The organism is Streptomyces sp. NPDC052773, assembly GCF_044547145.1.
In the GTDB taxonomy this organism is placed as follows: domain Bacteria; phylum Actinomycetota; class Actinomycetes; order Streptomycetales; family Streptomycetaceae; genus Streptomyces.
The window spans coordinates 174,921-193,072 of record NZ_JBITZX010000004.1; the positions used below are offsets into that span (position 1 = coordinate 174,921).

General features: G+C 68.4%; 16 protein-coding genes and 1 pseudogene. 6 read left to right on the forward strand and 11 right to left on the reverse strand.

What is annotated here, in order from left to right; translation table 11 throughout:
- Positions 1–6 precede the first annotated feature (6 nt).
- The 3 genes from ACIG0D_RS11285 to ACIG0D_RS11295 form a co-directional block, all read right to left on the reverse strand.
- The gene (locus ACIG0D_RS11285) at positions 7–354 is read right to left on the reverse strand and encodes a tetratricopeptide repeat protein (RefSeq protein ID WP_399798566.1); all 348 of its coding nucleotides are present in this window, start codon (positions 352–354) and stop codon (positions 7–9) included.
- Between the two features lie 75 nt (positions 355–429).
- Positions 430–894, reverse strand: a complete 465-nt coding sequence (locus tag ACIG0D_RS11290) for a MarR family winged helix-turn-helix transcriptional regulator (protein WP_399798568.1) — start codon at positions 892–894, stop codon at positions 430–432.
- The gene (locus ACIG0D_RS11295; RefSeq protein WP_399798571.1) at positions 891–1,448 is read right to left on the reverse strand and encodes a MarR family winged helix-turn-helix transcriptional regulator; all 558 of its coding nucleotides are present in this window, start codon (positions 1,446–1,448) and stop codon (positions 891–893) included. The genes ACIG0D_RS11290 and ACIG0D_RS11295 overlap by 4 nt, the downstream gene beginning before the upstream one ends.
- A gap of 165 nt (positions 1,449–1,613) precedes the next feature.
- Between ACIG0D_RS11295 and ACIG0D_RS11300 the strand changes: the two genes are divergently transcribed.
- The 3 genes from ACIG0D_RS11300 to ACIG0D_RS11310 all read left to right on the forward strand — a co-directional run bounded on the left by ACIG0D_RS11300 (position 1,614) and on the right by ACIG0D_RS11310 (position 4,360).
- A complete protein-coding gene (locus tag ACIG0D_RS11300) occupies positions 1,614–2,282 on the forward strand; it encodes a BTAD domain-containing putative transcriptional regulator (RefSeq protein WP_399798574.1) in 669 nt (222 codons plus the stop codon).
- A 94-nt stretch (positions 2,283–2,376) separates the two neighbouring features.
- On the forward strand, positions 2,377–3,342 hold the full coding sequence (locus ACIG0D_RS11305; RefSeq protein WP_399798577.1) for a pirin family protein: 966 nt from the start codon (positions 2,377–2,379) through the stop codon (positions 3,340–3,342).
- Between the two features lie 781 nt (positions 3,343–4,123).
- Complete coding sequence (locus ACIG0D_RS11310) at positions 4,124–4,360, forward strand: cold shock domain-containing protein (RefSeq protein WP_399798580.1); 237 nt, start codon at positions 4,124–4,126, stop codon at positions 4,358–4,360.
- Here the strand turns inward: ACIG0D_RS11310 and ACIG0D_RS11315 are convergent.
- Positions 4,347–6,032, reverse strand: a complete 1,686-nt coding sequence (locus ACIG0D_RS11315; RefSeq protein ID WP_399798583.1) for a ribonuclease J — start codon at positions 6,030–6,032, stop codon at positions 4,347–4,349. The genes ACIG0D_RS11310 and ACIG0D_RS11315 overlap by 14 nt on opposite strands.
- A gap of 130 nt (positions 6,033–6,162) precedes the next feature.
- On the opposite strand from ACIG0D_RS11315, the gene ACIG0D_RS11320 reads away from it, so the two are divergent.
- A complete protein-coding gene (locus ACIG0D_RS11320) occupies positions 6,163–6,651 on the forward strand; it encodes a GNAT family N-acetyltransferase (RefSeq protein WP_399798586.1) in 489 nt (162 codons plus the stop codon).
- A gap of 203 nt (positions 6,652–6,854) precedes the next feature.
- Here the strand turns inward: ACIG0D_RS11320 and ACIG0D_RS11325 are convergent, their stop codons facing one another.
- From ACIG0D_RS11325 to ACIG0D_RS11355, 7 genes and pseudogenes are all read right to left on the reverse strand, one after another.
- Positions 6,855–7,025 carry a hypothetical protein gene (locus ACIG0D_RS11325; RefSeq protein ID WP_399799308.1) on the reverse strand — a complete coding sequence of 57 codons (171 nt, stop codon included), beginning with the start codon at positions 7,023–7,025 and terminating at the stop codon, positions 6,855–6,857.
- A gap of 271 nt (positions 7,026–7,296) precedes the next feature.
- The gene (locus tag ACIG0D_RS11330; RefSeq protein WP_399798589.1) at positions 7,297–10,404 is read right to left on the reverse strand and encodes a glycoside hydrolase family 18 protein; all 3,108 of its coding nucleotides are present in this window, start codon (positions 10,402–10,404) and stop codon (positions 7,297–7,299) included.
- Between the two features lie 352 nt (positions 10,405–10,756).
- Positions 10,757–11,178 (reverse strand): annotated as a pseudogene (locus tag ACIG0D_RS11335) (IS1380 family transposase); the annotation flags it as partial.
- 388 nt (positions 11,179–11,566) lie between these two features.
- Positions 11,567–12,427, reverse strand: coding sequence for a sugar phosphate isomerase/epimerase family protein (locus tag ACIG0D_RS11340; protein WP_399798592.1), 861 nt, complete (start codon positions 12,425–12,427; stop codon positions 11,567–11,569).
- A gap of 43 nt (positions 12,428–12,470) precedes the next feature.
- Positions 12,471–13,307, reverse strand: coding sequence for a carbohydrate ABC transporter permease (locus tag ACIG0D_RS11345; RefSeq protein ID WP_399798595.1), 837 nt, complete (start codon positions 13,305–13,307; stop codon positions 12,471–12,473).
- Positions 13,301–14,188 carry a carbohydrate ABC transporter permease gene (locus ACIG0D_RS11350; protein ID WP_399798598.1) on the reverse strand — a complete coding sequence of 296 codons (888 nt, stop codon included), beginning with the start codon at positions 14,186–14,188 and terminating at the stop codon, positions 13,301–13,303. Before ACIG0D_RS11350 ends, ACIG0D_RS11345 begins: the two co-directional genes overlap by 7 nt.
- A gap of 28 nt (positions 14,189–14,216) precedes the next feature.
- Positions 14,217–15,536, reverse strand: a complete 1,320-nt coding sequence (locus tag ACIG0D_RS11355) for an ABC transporter substrate-binding protein (RefSeq protein WP_399798601.1) — start codon at positions 15,534–15,536, stop codon at positions 14,217–14,219.
- Between the two features lie 363 nt (positions 15,537–15,899).
- On the opposite strand from ACIG0D_RS11355, the gene ACIG0D_RS11360 reads away from it, so the two are divergent.
- The gene (locus tag ACIG0D_RS11360; RefSeq protein ID WP_399798604.1) at positions 15,900–16,901 is read left to right on the forward strand and encodes an SIS domain-containing protein; all 1,002 of its coding nucleotides are present in this window, start codon (positions 15,900–15,902) and stop codon (positions 16,899–16,901) included.
- Positions 16,902–17,268: 367 nt separating this feature from the next.
- On the forward strand, positions 17,269–18,144 hold the full coding sequence (locus ACIG0D_RS11365) for a PfkB family carbohydrate kinase (protein WP_399798607.1): 876 nt from the start codon (positions 17,269–17,271) through the stop codon (positions 18,142–18,144).
- The last annotated feature ends 8 nt before the right edge of the window (positions 18,145–18,152 follow it).

The window sequence follows — 18,152 nt, forward strand, 5'->3', positions numbered from 1 at the left end:
CCGTCCTCAGAGCCGTTCGAAGTCACCGGCGAGGGCGGACGCGAGCCGCAGATGGGGCTCGGCCTCCTCCTGGCGCCCCTGGCGCTGCAGCGTACGGCCCAGCATCAGCCGGGCGTAGTGCTCCACCGGGTCGCGCTCGACGATGACCCGCAGCTCGGCCTCGGCACGGCGCAGCTGGGCCGAGTGGTAGTAGGCGCGGGCCAGCAGCAGACGCGGACCCGTCTGCTCCGGCGCCTCCTCGACCAGCCCGTCCAGGACCCGCGCCGCGGCGGCGTAGTCCTTGGCGTCGAAGAACATCCGCGCGCGCTCCCAGCGCTCCGCGGGTGTCCCGTGGTCGTAGTACGTCGTGTCCACTGGTGACCTCCTTCGGGCGCTCCAACCGCGAAGGATCGTCAAACATTCCACTACCTGGGTGGCGCGGGAACGACGTCAGCCGTTCCGGGCCGGGGAGCGGGCCGCCAGTTCTGCGTTCTCGCGCTCGGTGACGAGGGTGAGCACCCGCCCGGCGGTGGCCAGGTCCTCCTCGGGGATCCCGCCGTAGATCCGCGCGGAGATCTCCTGCACCTCGGCGGAGACCGCGGCGTACAGCTCCCGTCCGGCGTCGGTGATCCGCACGTCCGTCCCGTCGCTCTCGACCAGCCCCTTCGCGGCCAGCTCGACGACGGTGCGGTGCGCGTCGGCCGGATGGACCTTCAGCGCGTCGACGACCTCCCCGGCCAGGGCGTCCCGGCGGACCGGCGCCTCGGCGACGGCGACGACGCGGAGGGCGACCGACTCCTGGAAGACCAGCCCGTGCCGGACGAGCACGGTTTCGAGGACCGTGCGTGCGGCGTAGTGGGCCAGGGCTATGACGCGGCTGTTGAGGCTGGGGGCGGTGGGTGTGGTGGCGGTCATGGCTGCTGCTCCTGCTTGTTCGCGTGGTGGCCGGTGGGTGCATCAAGCGGTGCGTCGAGTGGTGCGTCGAGTGATGAGCCGAGTGGCGGTTCGCCCAGTGATGGATCGAGTGGTGCGTCGAGCAGGGCGACGAGATCGCGGCTGAAGTCCCGGGCGCGCGGGCTGTCGAGGCCGCCGAGCGGCTCCAGGAGCTGTCGCAGCAGCCCCTGGACGACGTCGATGGCCTGCCGGGTGACCTCGCGCCCCCGCTCGGTGAGCGCCAGCTGCACGGCGCGCGGATCGCGGGGGTCACGGGTGCGCTCGACGAGCCCGGCGGCCTCCAGGGCACGCGCCAGCTTCGAGACGTAGAGCGGTTCCAGTCCGGTGTGGTCGGCCAGCCGGCGCTGGCTGGGACGCTCACCGGCGCGCTGCATGCCGTGCAGCGAGGCGACCAGGGAGTACTGCGCGTGCGTGAGCCCCAGCGGGGCCACCGCGCGGTCGACGGCCACGCGCCACTTCATGGACAGCCGCCAGACCAGGAAACCGGGCGTAGCGCCCTCGTGTGCCGTACCCATGCTGGATACAGTACATGGCTACTATATCCATGGCTAGTATCTCGACGGGACGACGCGGCGACCTCGGCATAACCTGGCGTTGTGGTCAGGGTGAACGAGATCGCGCCCTACAGGGCGCACCTCTCGCTCCTCGGTGGTTTCTCCCTCACGGTAGGGGACGCACCGGTGGCCGTTCCGCCCACCTCGGCGCGTCTGCTGGCCTTCGTGGCGGTGTCCTGCCGGGGCGCCGTGCCCCGTGCGCTCGTCGCCGGCAGTCTGTGGCCCGAGGCCCCCGAGCACTGCGCCAACGCCAACCTCCGCTCGGCGCTGGTCCGCCTGCGCGGCCCCGCCCGCAGCGCCCTGGAGGTGACCTCCTCCGCCGTACGCCTCGCTCCCGGGGGGAGCGTCGACTACCACCGGGCGAGGGCACTCGCCGCACTCGTCCTCGACCCGGACGGATCCCCGCTCCGCCGTCCGAGATTCGGCGCCACCACGGTGCTGGATCTCTCCGCCGACCTGCTGCCGGGGTGGTACGAGGACTGGGTGCTCCAGGAGGCCGAGACCTGGCGTCAACTGCGCACGCACGCCCTCGAGAAGCTGGCCGCCGACTTCATGGCGGCCCGACGCCATCCCGAGGCGGTCATCGCCGCGCACGCGGCCGTACAGGCGGATCCGCTGCGGGAGAGCAGCCGCGGCACGCTGATCCGGGCCCATCTCGCCGAGGGCAACGCCACCCAGGCACGCCGGGAGTTCGAACGGTACGCGCGGCGGCTGTGGGTGGAGACGGGGGTGAGCCCGCCGGACCGGCTGCGCAGACTGGTGGCGGGTGACAGGCGCGGGATGCGCGGCCGGTGAGTCGGCGGCGGCCCCCGGCCCTCGAACGCCATCGAGCGCCCGGTGCGGGCGTTCGGCCTGTCGGCGGTGGCCGCGGGCGGCTAGGTTGAGCGGCATGAGCAATCTCGACCGTCAGGCGGTGCCGAGCGTGTGCGGCGGCCGTGGTTTCGTGGTGGCGGAACCGGTACGCGAACTCCTCAGCCCGCGCCGCGTCCCGCTCGGCGAGTCCACCGAGGTCCGCCGGCTGCTGCCCAACCTGGGCCGCCGGATGGTGGGCGCGTGGTGCTTCGTGGACCACTACGGGCCGGACGACATCGCCGACGAGCCCGGCATGCAGGTGCCGCCGCACCCGCACATGGGCCTGCAGACCGTGAGCTGGCTGCACGAGGGCGAGGTCCTGCACCGCGACTCCACCGGCAGCCTCCAGCTGATCCGCCCGCGCGAACTCGGCCTGATGACCTCCGGCCGGGCGATCAGCCACTCCGAGGAGAGCCCCCGGTCACACGCCCGCTTCCTGCACGGTGCCCAGCTCTGGGTCGCCCTCCCGGACGCCCACCGCCACACCGACCCGCACTTCGAACACCACGCGGACCTGCCACTCGTCACGGCACCCGGCCTGACGGCCACCCTGATCCTCGGCGACCTCGACGGCGCGACGTCGCCCGGCACCGCGTACACCCCGATCGTCGGCGCCGACCTCGCCCTCACCCGCGGCACGGACGTACGCCTCCCCCTGGAACCGGACTTCGAGTACGCCGTCCTCTCCATGTCCGGCGAGGCCCACGTCGACGGCGTCCCCCTCCTCCCCGGCTCCATGCTCTACCTCGGCTGCGGCCGCACCGAACTCCCCCTGCGCGCCGAGTCCGACGCGGGCCTGATGCTCCTCGGCGGCGAGCCCTTCGAGGAAGAACTGATCATGTTCTGGAACTGGATCGGCCGGACCCAGGAGGAGATCGAACAGGCGCGGCGGGACTGGATGGAAGGGACACGTTTCGGCGAGGTGAAGGGGTACGACGGTGCTCCACTGCCTGCTCCGGAACTGCCGGTGACGCCGCTGAAACCGCGCGGACGGGTGCGTTGACCTGCGGGAATGGCTGAGTTCTCTTGGTTGATGGGTGAGAGGCGGACGAGTGCTGCCTCTCGCTCGTTGGTCGCTCAAGGGAAGCCGGCGCAGTGGGTCGTGGGCCGGTGTCACGGCAGTGGGCGATTCCACGGTGTGGCCGTCTGTGGGCTTGGTGCGGCAGAGCTTTTGCTCACCTAATGCTGACTTTGCTGGCGGCCAGACCAATGCTGACCTCAAGGGCAGATGGGCCGCGCATCGGTGGGGGAGTTGGTGGTCTATCCGGAGCCTTGTGGGGAACTGACGAGGCGCGGGCGGCCGTGGGGGCTATGGCGACTGGTGCGTCCAGGGGGGGGAATCCGCCCTCACCAGATCTGATCCGCGAGGATCAGGCTCGCTGTCGCACCGTCGTCCTGCCTGGCCATTCTGTCGGAGTAGTGCGGGCGCCTCACCCACACCGAAGAGGTGGGCTCGCTTATCCGGGAGCAGGAACGGCAGCCGCCGCGGCGTGGTCATCCCACAGTCTCACAGTTGCGTTTCCTGGGCGGCAGCGGCTTTTCCCCGGCCGTCGCGCAGCGTGCCGGTTGGCCACCCTTTCTGAGGCGTTGAACTCCGGGTGAATCAATATCTGTTCCCGAGGGATCAGTTTTCGGCGGGCCGCGCAGCGGGAGTTTTTGCCGCGAAAAGCGGAGTGGCGGGAGCACTTTTGTATTTCCGGTCATTTCCGGGCGGGGTAATCATCGCGGCGACATGGCGCCCGCGCGGTGCGGACGCCGATGCACTGCCCCAAAGGAGATATGACATGGCCGCTGGTGCCGTGAAGTGGTTCAACGCGGAAAAGGGCTTCGGCTTCATCGAGCAGGACGGCGGCGCCGATGTGTTCGCCCACTACTCGAACATTGCCGTGCAGGGCTTCCGTGAGCTGCTCGGGGGCCAGAAGGTGAACTGTGGTTGCCGGCTCCCGTGCGCGACCTCGATGCCCCCGGGCCGCTACCGGAACCGGGGGCCGGCTGCCGGGCCGTGGCTCAGGCGTCGATGATGACGGGGATGATCAGGGGCTTGCGGCGGTAGGTGCGAAACGCCCAGTTCGCCATGGCGCGGGCGATGAGCTGTTCGAGCTGGTGCGCGTCCCCGACGCCTTCCTCTGCTGCTGTGGCCAGCGTCTTCTCGATGATGGGGATGACCGGCTCGAAGGTGGTGTCGTCGTGGACGAAGCCGCGGGCCAGGAAATCGGGTGCCTCGGCGAGGGCGCCGGTGTCCGCGTCGACGATCGCCACGACGGTGACCACACCTTCGGCGGCGAGGGTGAGGCGGTCCTTGAGGGACGCTTCGGTGGCGCCGCCGACTTCCATGCCGTCCACGTAGACGTTGCCGGCGGGGACCTTGCCGGTGATGGACGCGCGCCCGTCGACGAGGTCGACGACAACGCCGTCCTCGGCGATGACGACCCGGTCGGGATCTACACCGGTACGGATGGCGAGATCGCCGTTGGCCCGCAGATGGCGCCACTCGCCGTGGACGGGCATGACGTTGCGGGGTTTGACGATGTTGTAGCAGTAGACGAGTTCGCCGGCGCTGGCGTGCCCGGAGACGTGCACCTTGGCGTTGCCCTTGTGGACCACGTGGGCGCCCCACCGGGTGAGCCCGTTGATCACCCGGTAGATGGCGTTCTCGTTGCCCGGGATGAGGGAGCTGGCGAGCAGGACGGTGTCGCCCTTGCCGATACGGATCATGTGGTCGCGGTTGGCCATCCGCGACAGCGCGGCCATCGGTTCGCCCTGGGAGCCGGTGCACACAAGAGCGATCTTGTGGTCCGGGAGCTTCTCCAGCTCCTTCGTGCTCACGACCAGACCGGACGGAACCTTCAGATAGCCCAGGTCACGGGCGATGCCCATGTTGCGGACCATGGACCGGCCGACGAAGGCGACCTTACGGCCGTGCTGGTGGGCGGCGTCCAGGACCTGCTGGATGCGGTGCACATGGCTGGCGAAGCTGGAGACGATGACGCGGCGCGGCGCGGTGCGCATCACCTGCTCGATCGCCGGGTTCAGCTCACGCTCGGAGGTGGTGAAGCCGGGTACTTCGGCGTTGGTGGAGTCGGTGAGGAACAGGTCGACGCCCTCCTCGCCGAGGCGGGCGAAGGCGCGCAGATCGGTGATGCGGTCGTCGAGGGGAAACTGGTCCATCTTGAAGTCGCCCGTGTGCAGCACCATTCCGGCGCCGGTACGGATCGCGACCGCGAGGCTGTCCGGGATGGAGTGGTTGACCGCCACGAACTCGCAGTCGAAGGGCCCGAAGCCGCGCCGGTCGCCCTCCCGCACCCGTACCGTGCGCGGCCGGATGCCGTGCTCCTTGAGCTTGGCCTCGAGGAACGCCAGGGTCAGCTTGGAGCCGACGAGGGGAATGTCGGACCGCTCGCGCAGCAGGTAGGGCACGCCGCCGATGTGGTCCTCGTGGCCGTGGGTGAGTACCACGGCCACGATGTCGTCCAGCCGGTCCCGGATCGAGGTGAAGTCCGGCAGGATCACGTCCACGCCGGGCTGGGTCTCCTCGGGGAACAGCACCCCGCAGTCGACGATGAGCAGCTTTCCGGCATGCTCGAAGACGGTCATGTTGCGGCCGATCTCACCAAGGCCGCCCAGGGCGACGACCCGCAGCCCTCCCTCGGGCAGGGGCGGGGCGGCTTTCAGCTCGGGGTGCGGATGACTCATAGCTCGACGTTACCCGCAGAACGGAACGAGATGATCCATTGCCTGTGTGATCTCTCTGCGACAGCGGGTGAGACGGCGAGGCCCCGCCGAGGAACATCATGAGGGGACCTCGGTGCGACATACTTTCCCGATGAGGTCACGCACTTCCCCGATCAGCCAACCGATCACGATACGGAGGGCCGTCGCCCGGGATGCCAAACGGCTCACCCGGCTCGTGCGCGGCTCAGGCGCCTACGCGGGTAAGTACGCAGCCGCAGTCGAGGGCTACCGGGTCGGTCCTGATTACATCGAGGCCCACCGCGCCTTCGTAGCCGTCGGCGCCGACGAGCATGGAGGCCGGGTCCTCGGGTTCTACTCGCTCGTCCTCGCTCCACCGGAGCTCGATCTGCTGTTCGTCGCCGACGAAGCGCAAGGACGGGGTATTGGACGACGGCTCGTCGCGCACATGCAGTCCGAGGCCCGTGCCGCCGGGCTCGACCGTATCAAGGTCGTGTCGCATCTACCCGCCGCGGACTTCTACCACCGCGTCGGTGCAGTGCGGACCGGGACCGCGCTCGCATCCCCGCCCGCCGTGCCATGGGACCGTCCCGAATTCGAGTTCCGCATTCCTTCGGCATGACCCGGTGTGCCGGTTCGCAGAACACCGGCCTCTCGTGCATGGCTGCCAGAGCTCGGCGCGCGGCGGCGGACCGTCAGGACGACACTGCCCCAGACGTGGTCGCCGGCCTGCCACGCGGTGCCGCGGAGGAACTCGCCGCTACGTCGGAGAGCCCGCGCCGTTTCTCGGGCCTTGGCGTTACAGCCGCAGGACGATCTCGGGACTCAGACGATCTCGGGACTCAGCGGATCGGACGCATGGGTCCATCCGGCGGCGGCCGGGCCATGGGTGACGTGGCGGGCGTCGCCGGGGCCGGCGAGGTGGCGCGGGGTGGTGTCGAACGGGATGCGCCAGGCGTGCTTGTCGGCGAAGGCGGCAAGCTGCCGTTCACTCACCGGCACGAGCAGTCGTCCGGCCCGGGCGCACTGCGGCCAAGAGGGCCTTCAGTCCGACGTTCCGTCGTTTGCGCTGCCTCGTAGCAGGACACTCGCCAACCCTTTGCCGACTCTACAGTGCCGCGGATATCGCCCGGTCAAGGCCGGTCTTCGCGTCCACCACGGCCGCGGTCGGTTCGGCACCGCGGCCGTGGGCGCGACGGGTCCTGCCCCGTAACAGGTCGTGGACCTGCTCGGTGATGCCGTCCGTCGATGGTCTCCTACGCCGGCATCAGGTCGGGTCGCCCTCGTAGTCGGGTCGGATGGCGAGCTCTCCCGCTTCCCACATCTCGAAGACGCGCGTCTTGCATTCCTTGTCGGTTTTCACTTCGTCCGCGAGGCGGAGGCCGATTTCGTTGTTCTTCTCGTCCGCCTTGTTGTCCGCGTCGGATCCGGGTCGGCCGCGCTCGTGCGCCTCGCCCATGGCCATGGCGAATTCCTCGCCCAGCCTCTTCTTGAGCAGGCACTGCCAGTACACGTGGCGAATGGAGTTCTGCATTTCCGGGTCCGTCATGTGCTGGACCAGCTGGAGAACCTCGACGTGCACCCCGGCCCACCTGATGATTTTCGTGGGGTGCTGGAGAGCGACGTAGACCTCCGGGCCGGAAACGTTCTTGCCGATCAGCCAGACGTAATGATCCAAGGCGGCAGGGCCTTCTTCTTTCAGGCTCTTCTCCAACTGCGACAGAACCCGCGAGTATGCCGCCATGTTCGCTGACGTGTCCGCCAGGTTGTCGGCGATCAGCTTGGATGCGGTAAGCCCGACGCCGAAGATGAACGTGCCCAGGGCGAGGAGCGGGAGCAGCTCAGGAGCCAAGAACGCGATCGTGGCCACGCCCACGAGCGCCGTCGCGCCTGTCTTGCCGAGATCCCGAGGGGCGAGGCCTTGCGCCGCGTCGAGTTTCCGGCGGGTCTCCAGCATCGTGTCGTAGACGTCCGCGCTCGGCACGGTGTTGCATTCGCAGCGGAACTCGGCGCCACGGGTCACGCTCATCGACATGGTCCAGTCGCCGGCTTGCGGATCCTTGATGATCAGGTACCGGATCGAGTCGCCGGACATCTTGACGAGTTTGCCGTCCTCTTCGACGTCCTCGTCATAGGTGTTCCCGCCGGGGTCCTTGATGGTCATGAAGACGCCCTCGGGGAAATCGACCGAGCCGTCGCCCTTGGTGATGACCGAATAGAGGAAGGGCGCGTCCTCACCGATGGTCATCGTGTTCGTCAGGTTGAACCGCTCCACGTTGCCCAGGCCGTCCAGGTCCTTGGCGGGAAGGGTGTCGACCTGGCAGTACATGCAGTCGTTCTCGCCCCTGACCTGCGCCGTGAACGCGGGAATGGGGCTCAGTTCGTTTCTGACGTCGAAAAGACCCCAGAGCCCGCCGACTCCCTTGTCCTCGATCTCCGTCGGCTCGTCGAAGTACTGACCCGCGATGAGCGCCGGGGTCTGCTTCGCGGCCGCTTGCCAGTCGTCGCTGAGGGAGAGGCCCCAGAGACGCGAGGAGTACCGCGTGTACCCGTCGGGCGCTCCGTCCGTCTTCTCCACGTGCCCCCAGAACCAGTCCGGGACGTCGTCATTGTCGAGGACGTCGAACTCACCCCAGAGTCCGAGGGCTCCCTTGTCCACGATGCGAGTCGGCCGGTTGAAGTACTGCCTCTTGATCACCGCCGGGCAGTTGTGGGCGACGCTCTTCCAGTCCGCGTCGTCGGGGATGTTCCACAGCCGCGCCGAGAACTGTCGCATGCCGTTGTCTTTGGTGCCGTCGTCCTGGAACTGAAGGGGACCGCTCGCGTGCCCCAGGAAGCCCATGGAGTCCCACAGGTACGGATAGGCCACAGGGACCGGCGGATCCGTGATCGGCGAGGACTCAGGAACCGGGTTGCCGGAGGCCAGGTAAAGGGCCTTGATGATGCTCTTGCCGTCTTCCCAGACGTCATTGGAGAGCTCCCAGATGATGACGCCCTGGGCGCCGACTTCCTTCAGGAACTTCAGCTTGGTGACGGCGGTGTCCGGGGTCTCGAAATAGATGTTGTGGGCGTACGGGTACTCACCCGGAGGCAGGGGCTCGGCGAGGTTGGGGCGGGGCGTGCTCCCGTCCACCTTGATGTTCGCGTCCTCGGCCTCATGAGCGTCCGGGAACTCGTCCAGGATCTCCTTGTACCGAAGCACCTTGTACCCCGGGGGCACTTCACCGGTCAGGTCGTCCGGCTCCTTGGCCGCGGCGAAGTCGTAGCCGTAGATGGGCACTCCGGCCGCGATCTTGTCGCGGTTCACACCGTGCCCCTTGCCCTGCCAGTTCATGAAGAGTGGATTCGTCCAGTACCAGAGGCAGTCCTCGACCGACAGGATCGGATTGCTCTCCAGGACGTCGTCACCCGGGGCGGCCGGAGTGCCCGCCCTGGCTCCCGGCCAGCCGCCCTGCTGCTCGCGTAGGTACGACTCCAGATAGACATCCGCCTCACGGATCTTCGCCGTGTCCTTCCCGCGGATCTTGTGCAGGGCGGAATGCGGGCCGACCGGGGACTTGTCCCACGACCCGGTGAGGTCGTAGGTCATCACGCCGAGCCAGTCGAGGTGTTCGGCCATTTCCGGGTCGTAGTTGTTCCCGTACCACGAGGTACCGAAGACGGCCGCCGACACGATCTTGTCGGGCATGGCCTCCTTGAGTTTCCTGGCGAACAGGGTCAGACCCCGCCCCGCGGGATGCGGCCCGTCACTCCGCATCCGGCCGCCCTGGTCCTGGTCGCCGGGTCGGCCCCACCAGCACTCCAGGTCGAGATCGACGCCGTCCAGGCCGTTGTGGGTGACGTAGTCCACGACGTTGCGGACCGTCTGGTCGAGCTTCGGGGAGGCCGGGTCGTTCCCGATCGCCGTCATCAGGTCCAGGAACGCGTAATCGTTCGCGCCGCCCAGTGCGACCATGATCTTGGTGTTGTACGGGTTCGCGGCGATGAGCACGTCAGGGAGAATGCTGCTGATCTCCCTGACCGCCGCGGGGTCGAACGCCCCGGGATCCTGCTCGCTGAACGTCAAGAACGCGATGATGCCGTGCGTGATGTACTGATACATCTCGCCCTTGCCGTAGTCGAATCCCTCCTTCTTTCGCCAGGTAGGGATGTAGGCGATGATGTTCGCCCGCTCGGTCGGCTTGTGAGGGGTCTGGTCGTACAGCTCGTCGAAGAATCGCCAGCCGTTCTCGTTGGGGTCTCCCACTCCCGGCTCCGAGGCCCAGAAAGCGGCACGGAAGATATTGCCCTTGTATTTGGCGACGGCTCCGGTCTGGTAACCGCTTGGATTTTCTTCCCACTCGGGGACGTCAGGGTAATCCGACGAAAGGCTCATTGAAGGTCACTCCCCGTGTTGTGGATCACTGCGTCTCACTCAATCATGGCGACCTTCTCGACCACAGATCGGAATGAGCCCTTCCTGTTGCGCCTTATCGCGCCAGAACGGGTCGATGGAAATGGCCTGGAATTGATGCCCCCGGAGAACATCTGGTCTACGTAGCCGGTGGTGAGGGGGTTTGTGTCGCCGTGGTGACGGCGGTCATTAACCTCGCCATTCCCTGACGGCTCGGCAGTGCCACTGGCGTCCCGTTTCGGTGTGTTGGGCTGATGGTGGGCAGCGTGAGGGCCCGGCTGTCGCGTCGGTGGGCGAGGCGGAGGATGCGGTGGCCGGTGGTGACCGGTTGGTCATGGAGCGGGAGGTTGCGTAGGCCGGTGTACGGGCGGCGCGGATGACGGTCTTCGGCGCGGGCGCTGGCGGTGACGCACTTCCAGCGTGGTGATGGGGTGTTGGTGATGTTGATGGCGATGCAGGTCAAGCGGATGCCGTCGGCGTCGGTGAAGCGCAGCCGGGCACCAGGGTGCGGGCGTTCTTTGCGGACGGTCGGCCGCATTCCTTTGGGCCGGCCTTTCAGGCAGTCTCCGTCGAGTTCGACCACGCAGGCGCCGTCGCGGATCCGGCCGCAGGGTTCGACGGCTACCGTCCAGGCCGAGGCGGGAACCTTCAAGACGGCCTGGTGGATGGCGTCGGTGATGACCATCCGACCGAGTAGGGCAGCCGCCGGCCCCGCGCGGACAGCCAGTTGACGAACTCGTGGGTGCCGCCGCCGGAGCCGCAGAATCACCCCGGCCCAGGACCGACGACTGCGCTTACCTCCTGCCTCCCTTCGGATTCAGGATGCTTGCCGTAGATGCGCGAGAACGTCGGCGAGAGGCAGCTCGTACTGGTCCTTGTCCTTCTCCCAGCGCCCCATCACAGAGGCCGCTGCCTCGGCCGTCTCGGTCGGGAGGCCCGCCGCTCGAAGCGTGTCGGCGACTTCCCGCATCTCAGGGCCCAGGTATCCTCCTCGCCTCTTCCGTGAGGAGATCGGCGACGCCGTGGGCATCGGTGAAGGCGTGTGAAGCGCCGGCCAGGGCGCGGGCGGCCTTCCGGTAGCCCGCGAACGATGCCTTGAGGTCGTGCCGACATCGCCTCGCCGCGCTGTCGCGCCGCGATCCGGTCATTCCTCCGGACCCGCGCCGACGCACCTGCGTACCGCCGCATCGCACCGCTCCACCGCCGCCCGGGGATCGAGCGCGTACGTGCCGTCGCCGAAGAGTTCGAACGTCATCCAGCCGTCGTAGCCGTGCCGTTCGAGGGCGTGCAGGTAATCGTGGAGGGGAAGCTCACCGTCGCCCCAGGCCAGGTGGCCCATGGGGCGGCCGTCGACCAGGTGGACATGGCGGATACGGTCGCCGAGCGCGGCGAAGGCGTCGTCGACGGATTCACCGGCCACGGCCATCGTCACCGTGTCGAGGACCGCTCCGAGACGGGCGGCGCCGATCTCGTCGAGCATCGCCGCCAGCGTGGGCGAGTCGTTGACCAGGTTGGACTCGACACGCTGAAGCGGTTCCAGGACACAGGTCACCCCCAGCGAGTCCGCGTAGGCGGCGATCTCACCGATCGCGTCGACCGACCGGCGCCAGGCGGTACCCACCGGCTCGTCCTCGCCGCCCCGCCCAGGTGTCAGGAGCAGCTTCTCGGCGCCCAGTTCGACGCACAGCTCGGCCGCCCGGCGGAACAAGGCGATGCTCTGCGAGCGCAGCCAGTCGACCGGGGAGGCCACGTTGACCGGGTACATCACCTGCTCGGGCGTCAGACAGTACGCCGAGAGGCCACGCCCCTCGATGCGGCGGCGCACGGCGCGTGCCTCCGCGTCGCCGACCTGCGGAATGTGCAGGTGCGGGGCGATGCCCCACAGTTCGAGCCTCTCCCGGCCCAGCGCGACCGCGTCGTCCAGGAAGGTGTCGAACGGCAGGTGCTGGTAGGCGAAGTTGGATCCGGTCAGCCGTGGCGGACGGGCGATCGGCGCGATCGGCACGAGGTCTTCCTTTCGTACGCGAGGATCGTTCGCGGGACGTCGTTCACTTGCCGATCCCGTCGGCCAGCCCCTTGACGATGTACCGCTGCCCGAAGAGGAACAGCAGCACGACCGGGACCGCGGCGATCACCATGCCGGCGAACACGACGGGAAAATCGGTGCCGTGCTTGCTCATCAGGCTCGTCAGGCCGACCGGCAGGGTCTGCACGTCACTGCCGTTGGTGAACACCATGGCGAACAGGTATTCGTTCCAGGCGAAGAGCACGTGCAGAAGCACGGTGGACGTGATGATGGGCTTGCACATCGGCAGGATGATCCGCCAGAACGCGGTCCAGCGCCCGGCGCCGTCGATCTGCGCCGCCTCGTCCACCTCGCGCGGCAGGTCGATCATGTAGGCGCGGATGAGAAAGGTCGTGAACGGGACACGGAAGGCCGTGTAGAGGATGAGCAGCGCCCAGAAGCTGTTGTACAGGCCGATCGACTGGAACATCCGCACCAGCGGTACGAGGGCGACGGTCGGCGTGAGCATGAGGCCGCCGAGGATGACGGCGGTGAGCACCTTGTTGAGCGGGATGTTCACCCGCGTCAGTCCGTACGCCGCCCAGGCGCTGATGAAGACGGTCGCGACAGTGGACGTCACCGTGACCAGGAGGCTGGTCGCGAGATAGTTGCTCACGCCGCGGTTCCACGCGTCGCGGTAGTTGTCGAAGCTGAAGCCGGTGGGGAGCGCGAAAGGGTTGCCGAAGAGTTCGGCGTTGGTCTTGAACCCGTTCAGCACCATCCACAGCAGCGGATACAGCACCACCACCGCGAGGCCCAGCAGGAAGGCCCACATGAACAGGCGCGCGATCACGCCGAGGAAGCCGAGACGGCTCACCATTCCACCCTTCTTCTCCGGGTGAACCACAGCTGCGCCATCGCGATCGTGAGGGTGATCACGAAGATCACGGTTCCGATGGCCGCGGCGTAGCCGAAGTCGTTGCGTACGAAGCCGTTGCGGTACAGCCACGTGCCGAGCACGTGGGTCGAGTTGTCGGGTCCGCCGCTGGTCATCACCATGACCTCGTTGAACACCTGGAAGGCGCCCGACACGGTGACCATGAACATCAGGCCGGTCATCTCCCTCACGAGCGGGAGCGTCACCTGGAAGAAGCGGCGGACCGGCCCGACTCCGTCGAGCGCGGCCGCCTCGTACAGCTCCGCGGGGATGCGCTGGATGGCGACGGCGAACAGCAGCGTCGAGTACCCGAAGCCCTGCCACTGGCTCATCGCGATGACCGCCGTCATCGCCGTGCTCTCCTGGCCCAGCCACGCGTGGTCGAACGTACCGAGACCGGCTGCCTCCAGGGCGTGGTTGAGCAGGCCCAGGTTCGGCTCGTAGATGAAGTAGAAGAGGAGCCCCGCGACGGTCAGGGAGATCGCGGAGGGGATGAAATAGATCGTCCGCAGGGCACGCTGCCATCGCGTACTGCGGACGCTCTCGACGAGCGCGGCGAGCAGCAGGGCACCGAAGACCTGGAAGACGACCGACAGCAGGGCGTACCAGAGGTTGTTGGTGAACGAGGTCCAGAAGACCGGGTCACCGAACAGGTCACGGTAGTTGTCCAGGCCGACGAACTCCTGGCTGCCGCTGTAGATGTCCCACGTCAGCGTGGAGTACCCGAAGTTCTGGACGAGCGGGAGGTAGACGAAGACCGCGAGCAGGACGAGGGCCGGCACGACCCACATGAGCCCGGCTGCTCTTCGGTACAGGGTGCGCACCGGATTGATTCCCTTCAGCCCGCGCCGGTCACTTGGCGGAGTCGGAGGCCCGGCGGACGCTGTCCATGACCTGCTCGGGGGACTTGCTGCCGCTGATCAGTGCCTCGCCGCCGGCCAGCCACGCGTCGGCGACCTCCGGCGCGGTGACCATGTCGAGCCAACCGGCGAGCCGGGGCGCCTTGTTGACCAGGTCGACGCCCTCCTGGACGGCCTTGCTGGACGTCTCGGGCGTCACCGCGCCGACCACGGTGCTCGGCTGGCCGTACGGCGGTGCGGAGAGCGTCCTGGCATTGGCGGAGTTCGTCACGAACTTCATGAAGTCCACGGCGAGCGCGGCGCGCGGCGACCGGGCGTTGACGAAGTACCCCTCGGGTGCCCCTTCGACGACCTTCGGGTCTCCCTTGGCGTCGCCGCCGGCGGGCAGCGGGAAGATGCCGAGATCCTCGGGCCTCAGCGCGGCGCCGGACGTGGTGCTGTCGAACTCCAGGATCTCCTGGTAGTACATGGCGGCCTTGCCCTGCCCGAACGCCTCCTGCGCCGAGGTGTAGAGGACGCCGTTGGTGCCGCGTCCGGTGTCGGTGCAGCCGGACACCAGGGCCTTGAACTGCTTCAGCGCGGTCACGTAGCCCGGATCGTCCCAGGCGGCGGTCTTCGGGTCGTAGTCGGCCTCTCGGACGTCGGTCGGCACATTGTGGGCGAAGAGTTGCTGGAGGTAGTGCAGGGCGGGCCAGCCGTCCTTGTTGCCGAAGGCGATGGGCTCGTAACCGGCCTCGCGCAGGTCGGGGCAGACGGCGATCAGCTCCTCGAAGGTCTTCGGCACGTCGACGCCGGCCTTGTCGAAGGCGGACTTGTTGTAGCCCATGAACTTGCCGCTGTTGTACAGCGGGACGCCGTAGTAGCGGCCGTCGTGGGCGAACGCCGACAGGGACGACTCGCTGAAGGTCCCGCCCCATTCGGTGCCGGGGCCGATCACCTTGGTGAGGTCGGCCGCGCGGCCGCCGCGGATGAAGTTCTCCGCCCAGTTGCCCGTCCAGGTGAAGTAGATGTCGGGCAGGGCGTCGGACGCGGTGAGCGTCTTGGTCTTGTCCTTGATGCTCTGGTCGGTCTCCTGGATCAGCTCGACGTCCACCTCGGGGTGTTCGCGCTCGTACGCGGCGGCGAGGTCCTCGAAGTACGGCTCCAGGGGCTCGCCCGCGAACTTGGTGAGGATGCTCAGGGTGCCGGAGTACTCCGGCTTCGCGGTCACGTCGGCCGCGGGACCCTTCGCCGGTCCGGCGAAGCAGCCGGTGAGGACGAGTGCCGAGGCCCCGAGGAGTGCCGCGGACCGCGTCAGTGCACGTGCGCGCATGGGCGTCCTTTCGTCGAGTGGGCGGGCCCGCCGAAGGCGCGGGCACGTCGGATCCGCTGCGGATGTCCGTGAAACGGCCGCTGGCGTGCGGCGACTGTACAGAGAATCTGATACCGGTACCAGGGTGAGGACGAAGATCTTCTCTGAGGGGACGTGGGCGCCGTCTCGCCGTGCTCCCCGCCCGCTTCTCTTCGAATCAGCAAACATCGAGGTCAAATGCCGTCAAGCGAGCCCGTCGCGAACCACCGGACACCTCCGCGCTGTTGACGCCGTCGGTGCGCTGTGTCAGCGTGTGGCCCGCGTGATACCGGTATCAGGTCGCTCAGCGCCGCCGGCCGCACCCGTTCCCGAAAGGACGCGAAGATGCTCGGATTCGACGAGCCGGAATTCCTCTCCCAGCTGGCGAGCACGGTGGCCCTGCGCCCCCGGATCGAGGAACTCGCCGACCGCCTCACGGACGAAGGCCTCGACAACCTCTTCCTCGTCGGCGCCGGCGGCACCTACGCCCAGATGTGGCCGTACGAGCGCCTCGCGCGCCGCACCTCGACGCTGCCCGTCCACGCCGTCATCGCGGCGGAGCTGGTCACCGGGGGAGAGGCGACGCTCGGCGAGCGCTCGGTCGCCGTCTTCACCTCGGTGTCGGGCACCACCGAGGACAGCCTGCGGGCCATCGAGTACTGCAAGGCGAAGGGCGTTCGCACCGTCGGATTCACGGGCTACCCCGACTCCCCGGTCGCCCGCAGCGTGGACGTGGCCCTCGTGTCCGAGCCGAAGGCCTGGCCCTTCGATCCGCAGATGCTGCTGCTCATGGGCCGGCTGCTCGCGCGCCGAGGCGAGTTCGAGGGCTACGACAAGCTCGCCGGCGAACTCGCCGGACTGCCCGGCATCCTCCTCGACGTGGCGCGGCAGGCCGAGCCGACGGCCGCCGCCTTCGCCGAGGCCCACAAGGACACCGACTACCACTTCCTGGTGGGCGGCGGAAACCTGTGGGGGTTCACCTACCTGTACTCCATGTGCATCCTCGAGGAGATGCAGTGGCTGCGCACCACCCGGGTGCACAGCGCCGAGTTCTTCCACGGCTCGCTGGAACTCCTCGAAGAGGACACGAGCGTGATCGTCTTCCAGGGCGAGGACGAGACCCGCGCCCTCACCGACCGGGTCGAGGCGTTCGCCAAGCGCATCTCCCGTGACGTGACCGTCTTCGACACCCGCGACTACCCGCTGGCCGGCATCAGCCCGGAATTCCGCGGCCTGCTCGCGCCGCTGGTGCTCGACACCGTCATGGGCCGGGTCAGCAAGCACCTGGAGCGGGTGCGCGGCCACTCGCTTGACCTGCGCCGCTACTACCGCGTCATGGACTACTGAGACACGGGGCGGGCCGCTGCCGCGCGGGGGAGCACTCCGGCGGCACCGGCCGGCGCGACGCTCTCGTCCCGCCCGAGGACTTCGGCGTACGACCGCAGTCCCGCGCCTCCGGCGTGCGACTGCTGCCTCGCGCCCTGGCGTACGACTGCCGCCTCGCGCCCCGGCGTACGACCGCAGTCTCGATCTCGCAGTCCGCAGTCCGCAGTCCGCACTCCGCACTCCGCAGTCCGCAGTCCGCAGTCCGCAGTCCGCAGTCCGTACGCGCCCGGTGCCGATCCCGGTGCCGGGCGCTCGTCCGTGCCCCCGCCCCGTCCCGCCCCGCTCCACCCTGCTCCGTGGCGTGACGGGCCGGCGCACAGGAGAACCCATGAGAGTCCTCGGCTTCGGCGACAACATCGTCGACCGCTTCGTCGACCGCGGCATCGACTACCCCGGCGGCAACAGCGTGAACGTGGCCGTCTACGCCAGACGCCTCGGCATGGACGCCGCGTATCTCGGGGTGTTCGGCGACGACGCCCTCGGCCGCTTCCTGCGCGAGGCCATCGCGGACACCGGGGTGGCCGTCGACCGCTGCGCCGTGCGCGACGGCGAGAGCGGTGTGTCCACCCTGCGGGTCGACTCGGGCGACCGTGTCTTCCTCGGCTGGAACGGCGGCGGCGTCACCGTGCGAGAACCGCTCGTCCTCGACAGCGGCCTGCTCGACTACGTGTCGTCCTTCGACCTGGTGCACTCCAGCGTGTACTCGGGCAGCGAGGGCGAGCTGCCCAAGCTCGCCGGCCTCGACACGCTCACGACCTTCGACCTCTCCAGCGAGGACGAATACCGTACGCCCGACTACCTGGACCGGATCTGCCCGCACGCCGACCTCGTACTGCTGTCCTGCTCCCACCTGGACGAGGCGGCCACCCGGGAGCTGCTGGCCGAGGCGGTGGGGCGCGGAGCAGGGCTCGCGCTCGCCACGCGGGGCGCGAAGGGTGCCGTCGCCCACGACGGCCGCATGACGGTCGCGGCACCGGCCCGTCCGCTGATGACCACCGACGCGCCCCTCGTCGACACGATGGGCTGCGGAGACGCCTTCCTTGCCGGTTTCGTGGTCTCACTGCTGCGCGCGGGCTGGCGCAGGTCGACCCCGCCGGACCGCCACCAGCTGGAGCGCGCGCTGTACGACGGGGCTGACGCCGCCCACGACCAGTGCTTCACCGAGGCGGCATTCGGTCGCGGCCGGCCGACCGGCCGTGTCTAGCATGTGGA

Bases quoted from the DNA above. Each gene is read 5' to 3' on its own strand.
- ACIG0D_RS11290 (WP_399798568.1), bottom strand. From the start codon at position 894: ATGACCGCCACCACACCCACCGCCCCCAGCCTCAACAGCCGCGTCATA.
- ACIG0D_RS11315 (WP_399798583.1), bottom strand. From the start codon at position 6,032: ATGAGTCATCCGCACCCCGAGCTGAAAGCCGCCCCGCCCCTGCCCGAG.
- ACIG0D_RS11345 (WP_399798595.1), bottom strand. From the start codon at position 13,307: ATGGTGAGCCGTCTCGGCTTCCTCGGCGTGATCGCGCGCCTGTTCATG.
- ACIG0D_RS11365 (WP_399798607.1), top strand. From the start codon at position 17,269: ATGAGAGTCCTCGGCTTCGGCGACAACATCGTCGACCGCTTCGTCGAC.
- ACIG0D_RS11360 (WP_399798604.1), top strand. From the start codon at position 15,900: ATGCTCGGATTCGACGAGCCGGAATTCCTCTCCCAGCTGGCGAGCACG.
- ACIG0D_RS11310 (WP_399798580.1), top strand. From the start codon at position 4,124: ATGGCCGCTGGTGCCGTGAAGTGGTTCAACGCGGAAAAGGGCTTCGGC.
- ACIG0D_RS11295 (WP_399798571.1), bottom strand. From the start codon at position 1,448: ATGGGTACGGCACACGAGGGCGCTACGCCCGGTTTCCTGGTCTGGCGG.
- ACIG0D_RS11355 (WP_399798601.1), bottom strand. From the start codon at position 15,536: ATGCGCGCACGTGCACTGACGCGGTCCGCGGCACTCCTCGGGGCCTCG.
- ACIG0D_RS11320 (WP_399798586.1), top strand. From the start codon at position 6,163: ATGAGGTCACGCACTTCCCCGATCAGCCAACCGATCACGATACGGAGG.
- ACIG0D_RS11330 (WP_399798589.1), bottom strand. From the start codon at position 10,404: ATGAGCCTTTCGTCGGATTACCCTGACGTCCCCGAGTGGGAAGAAAAT.
- ACIG0D_RS11305 (WP_399798577.1), top strand. From the start codon at position 2,377: ATGAGCAATCTCGACCGTCAGGCGGTGCCGAGCGTGTGCGGCGGCCGT.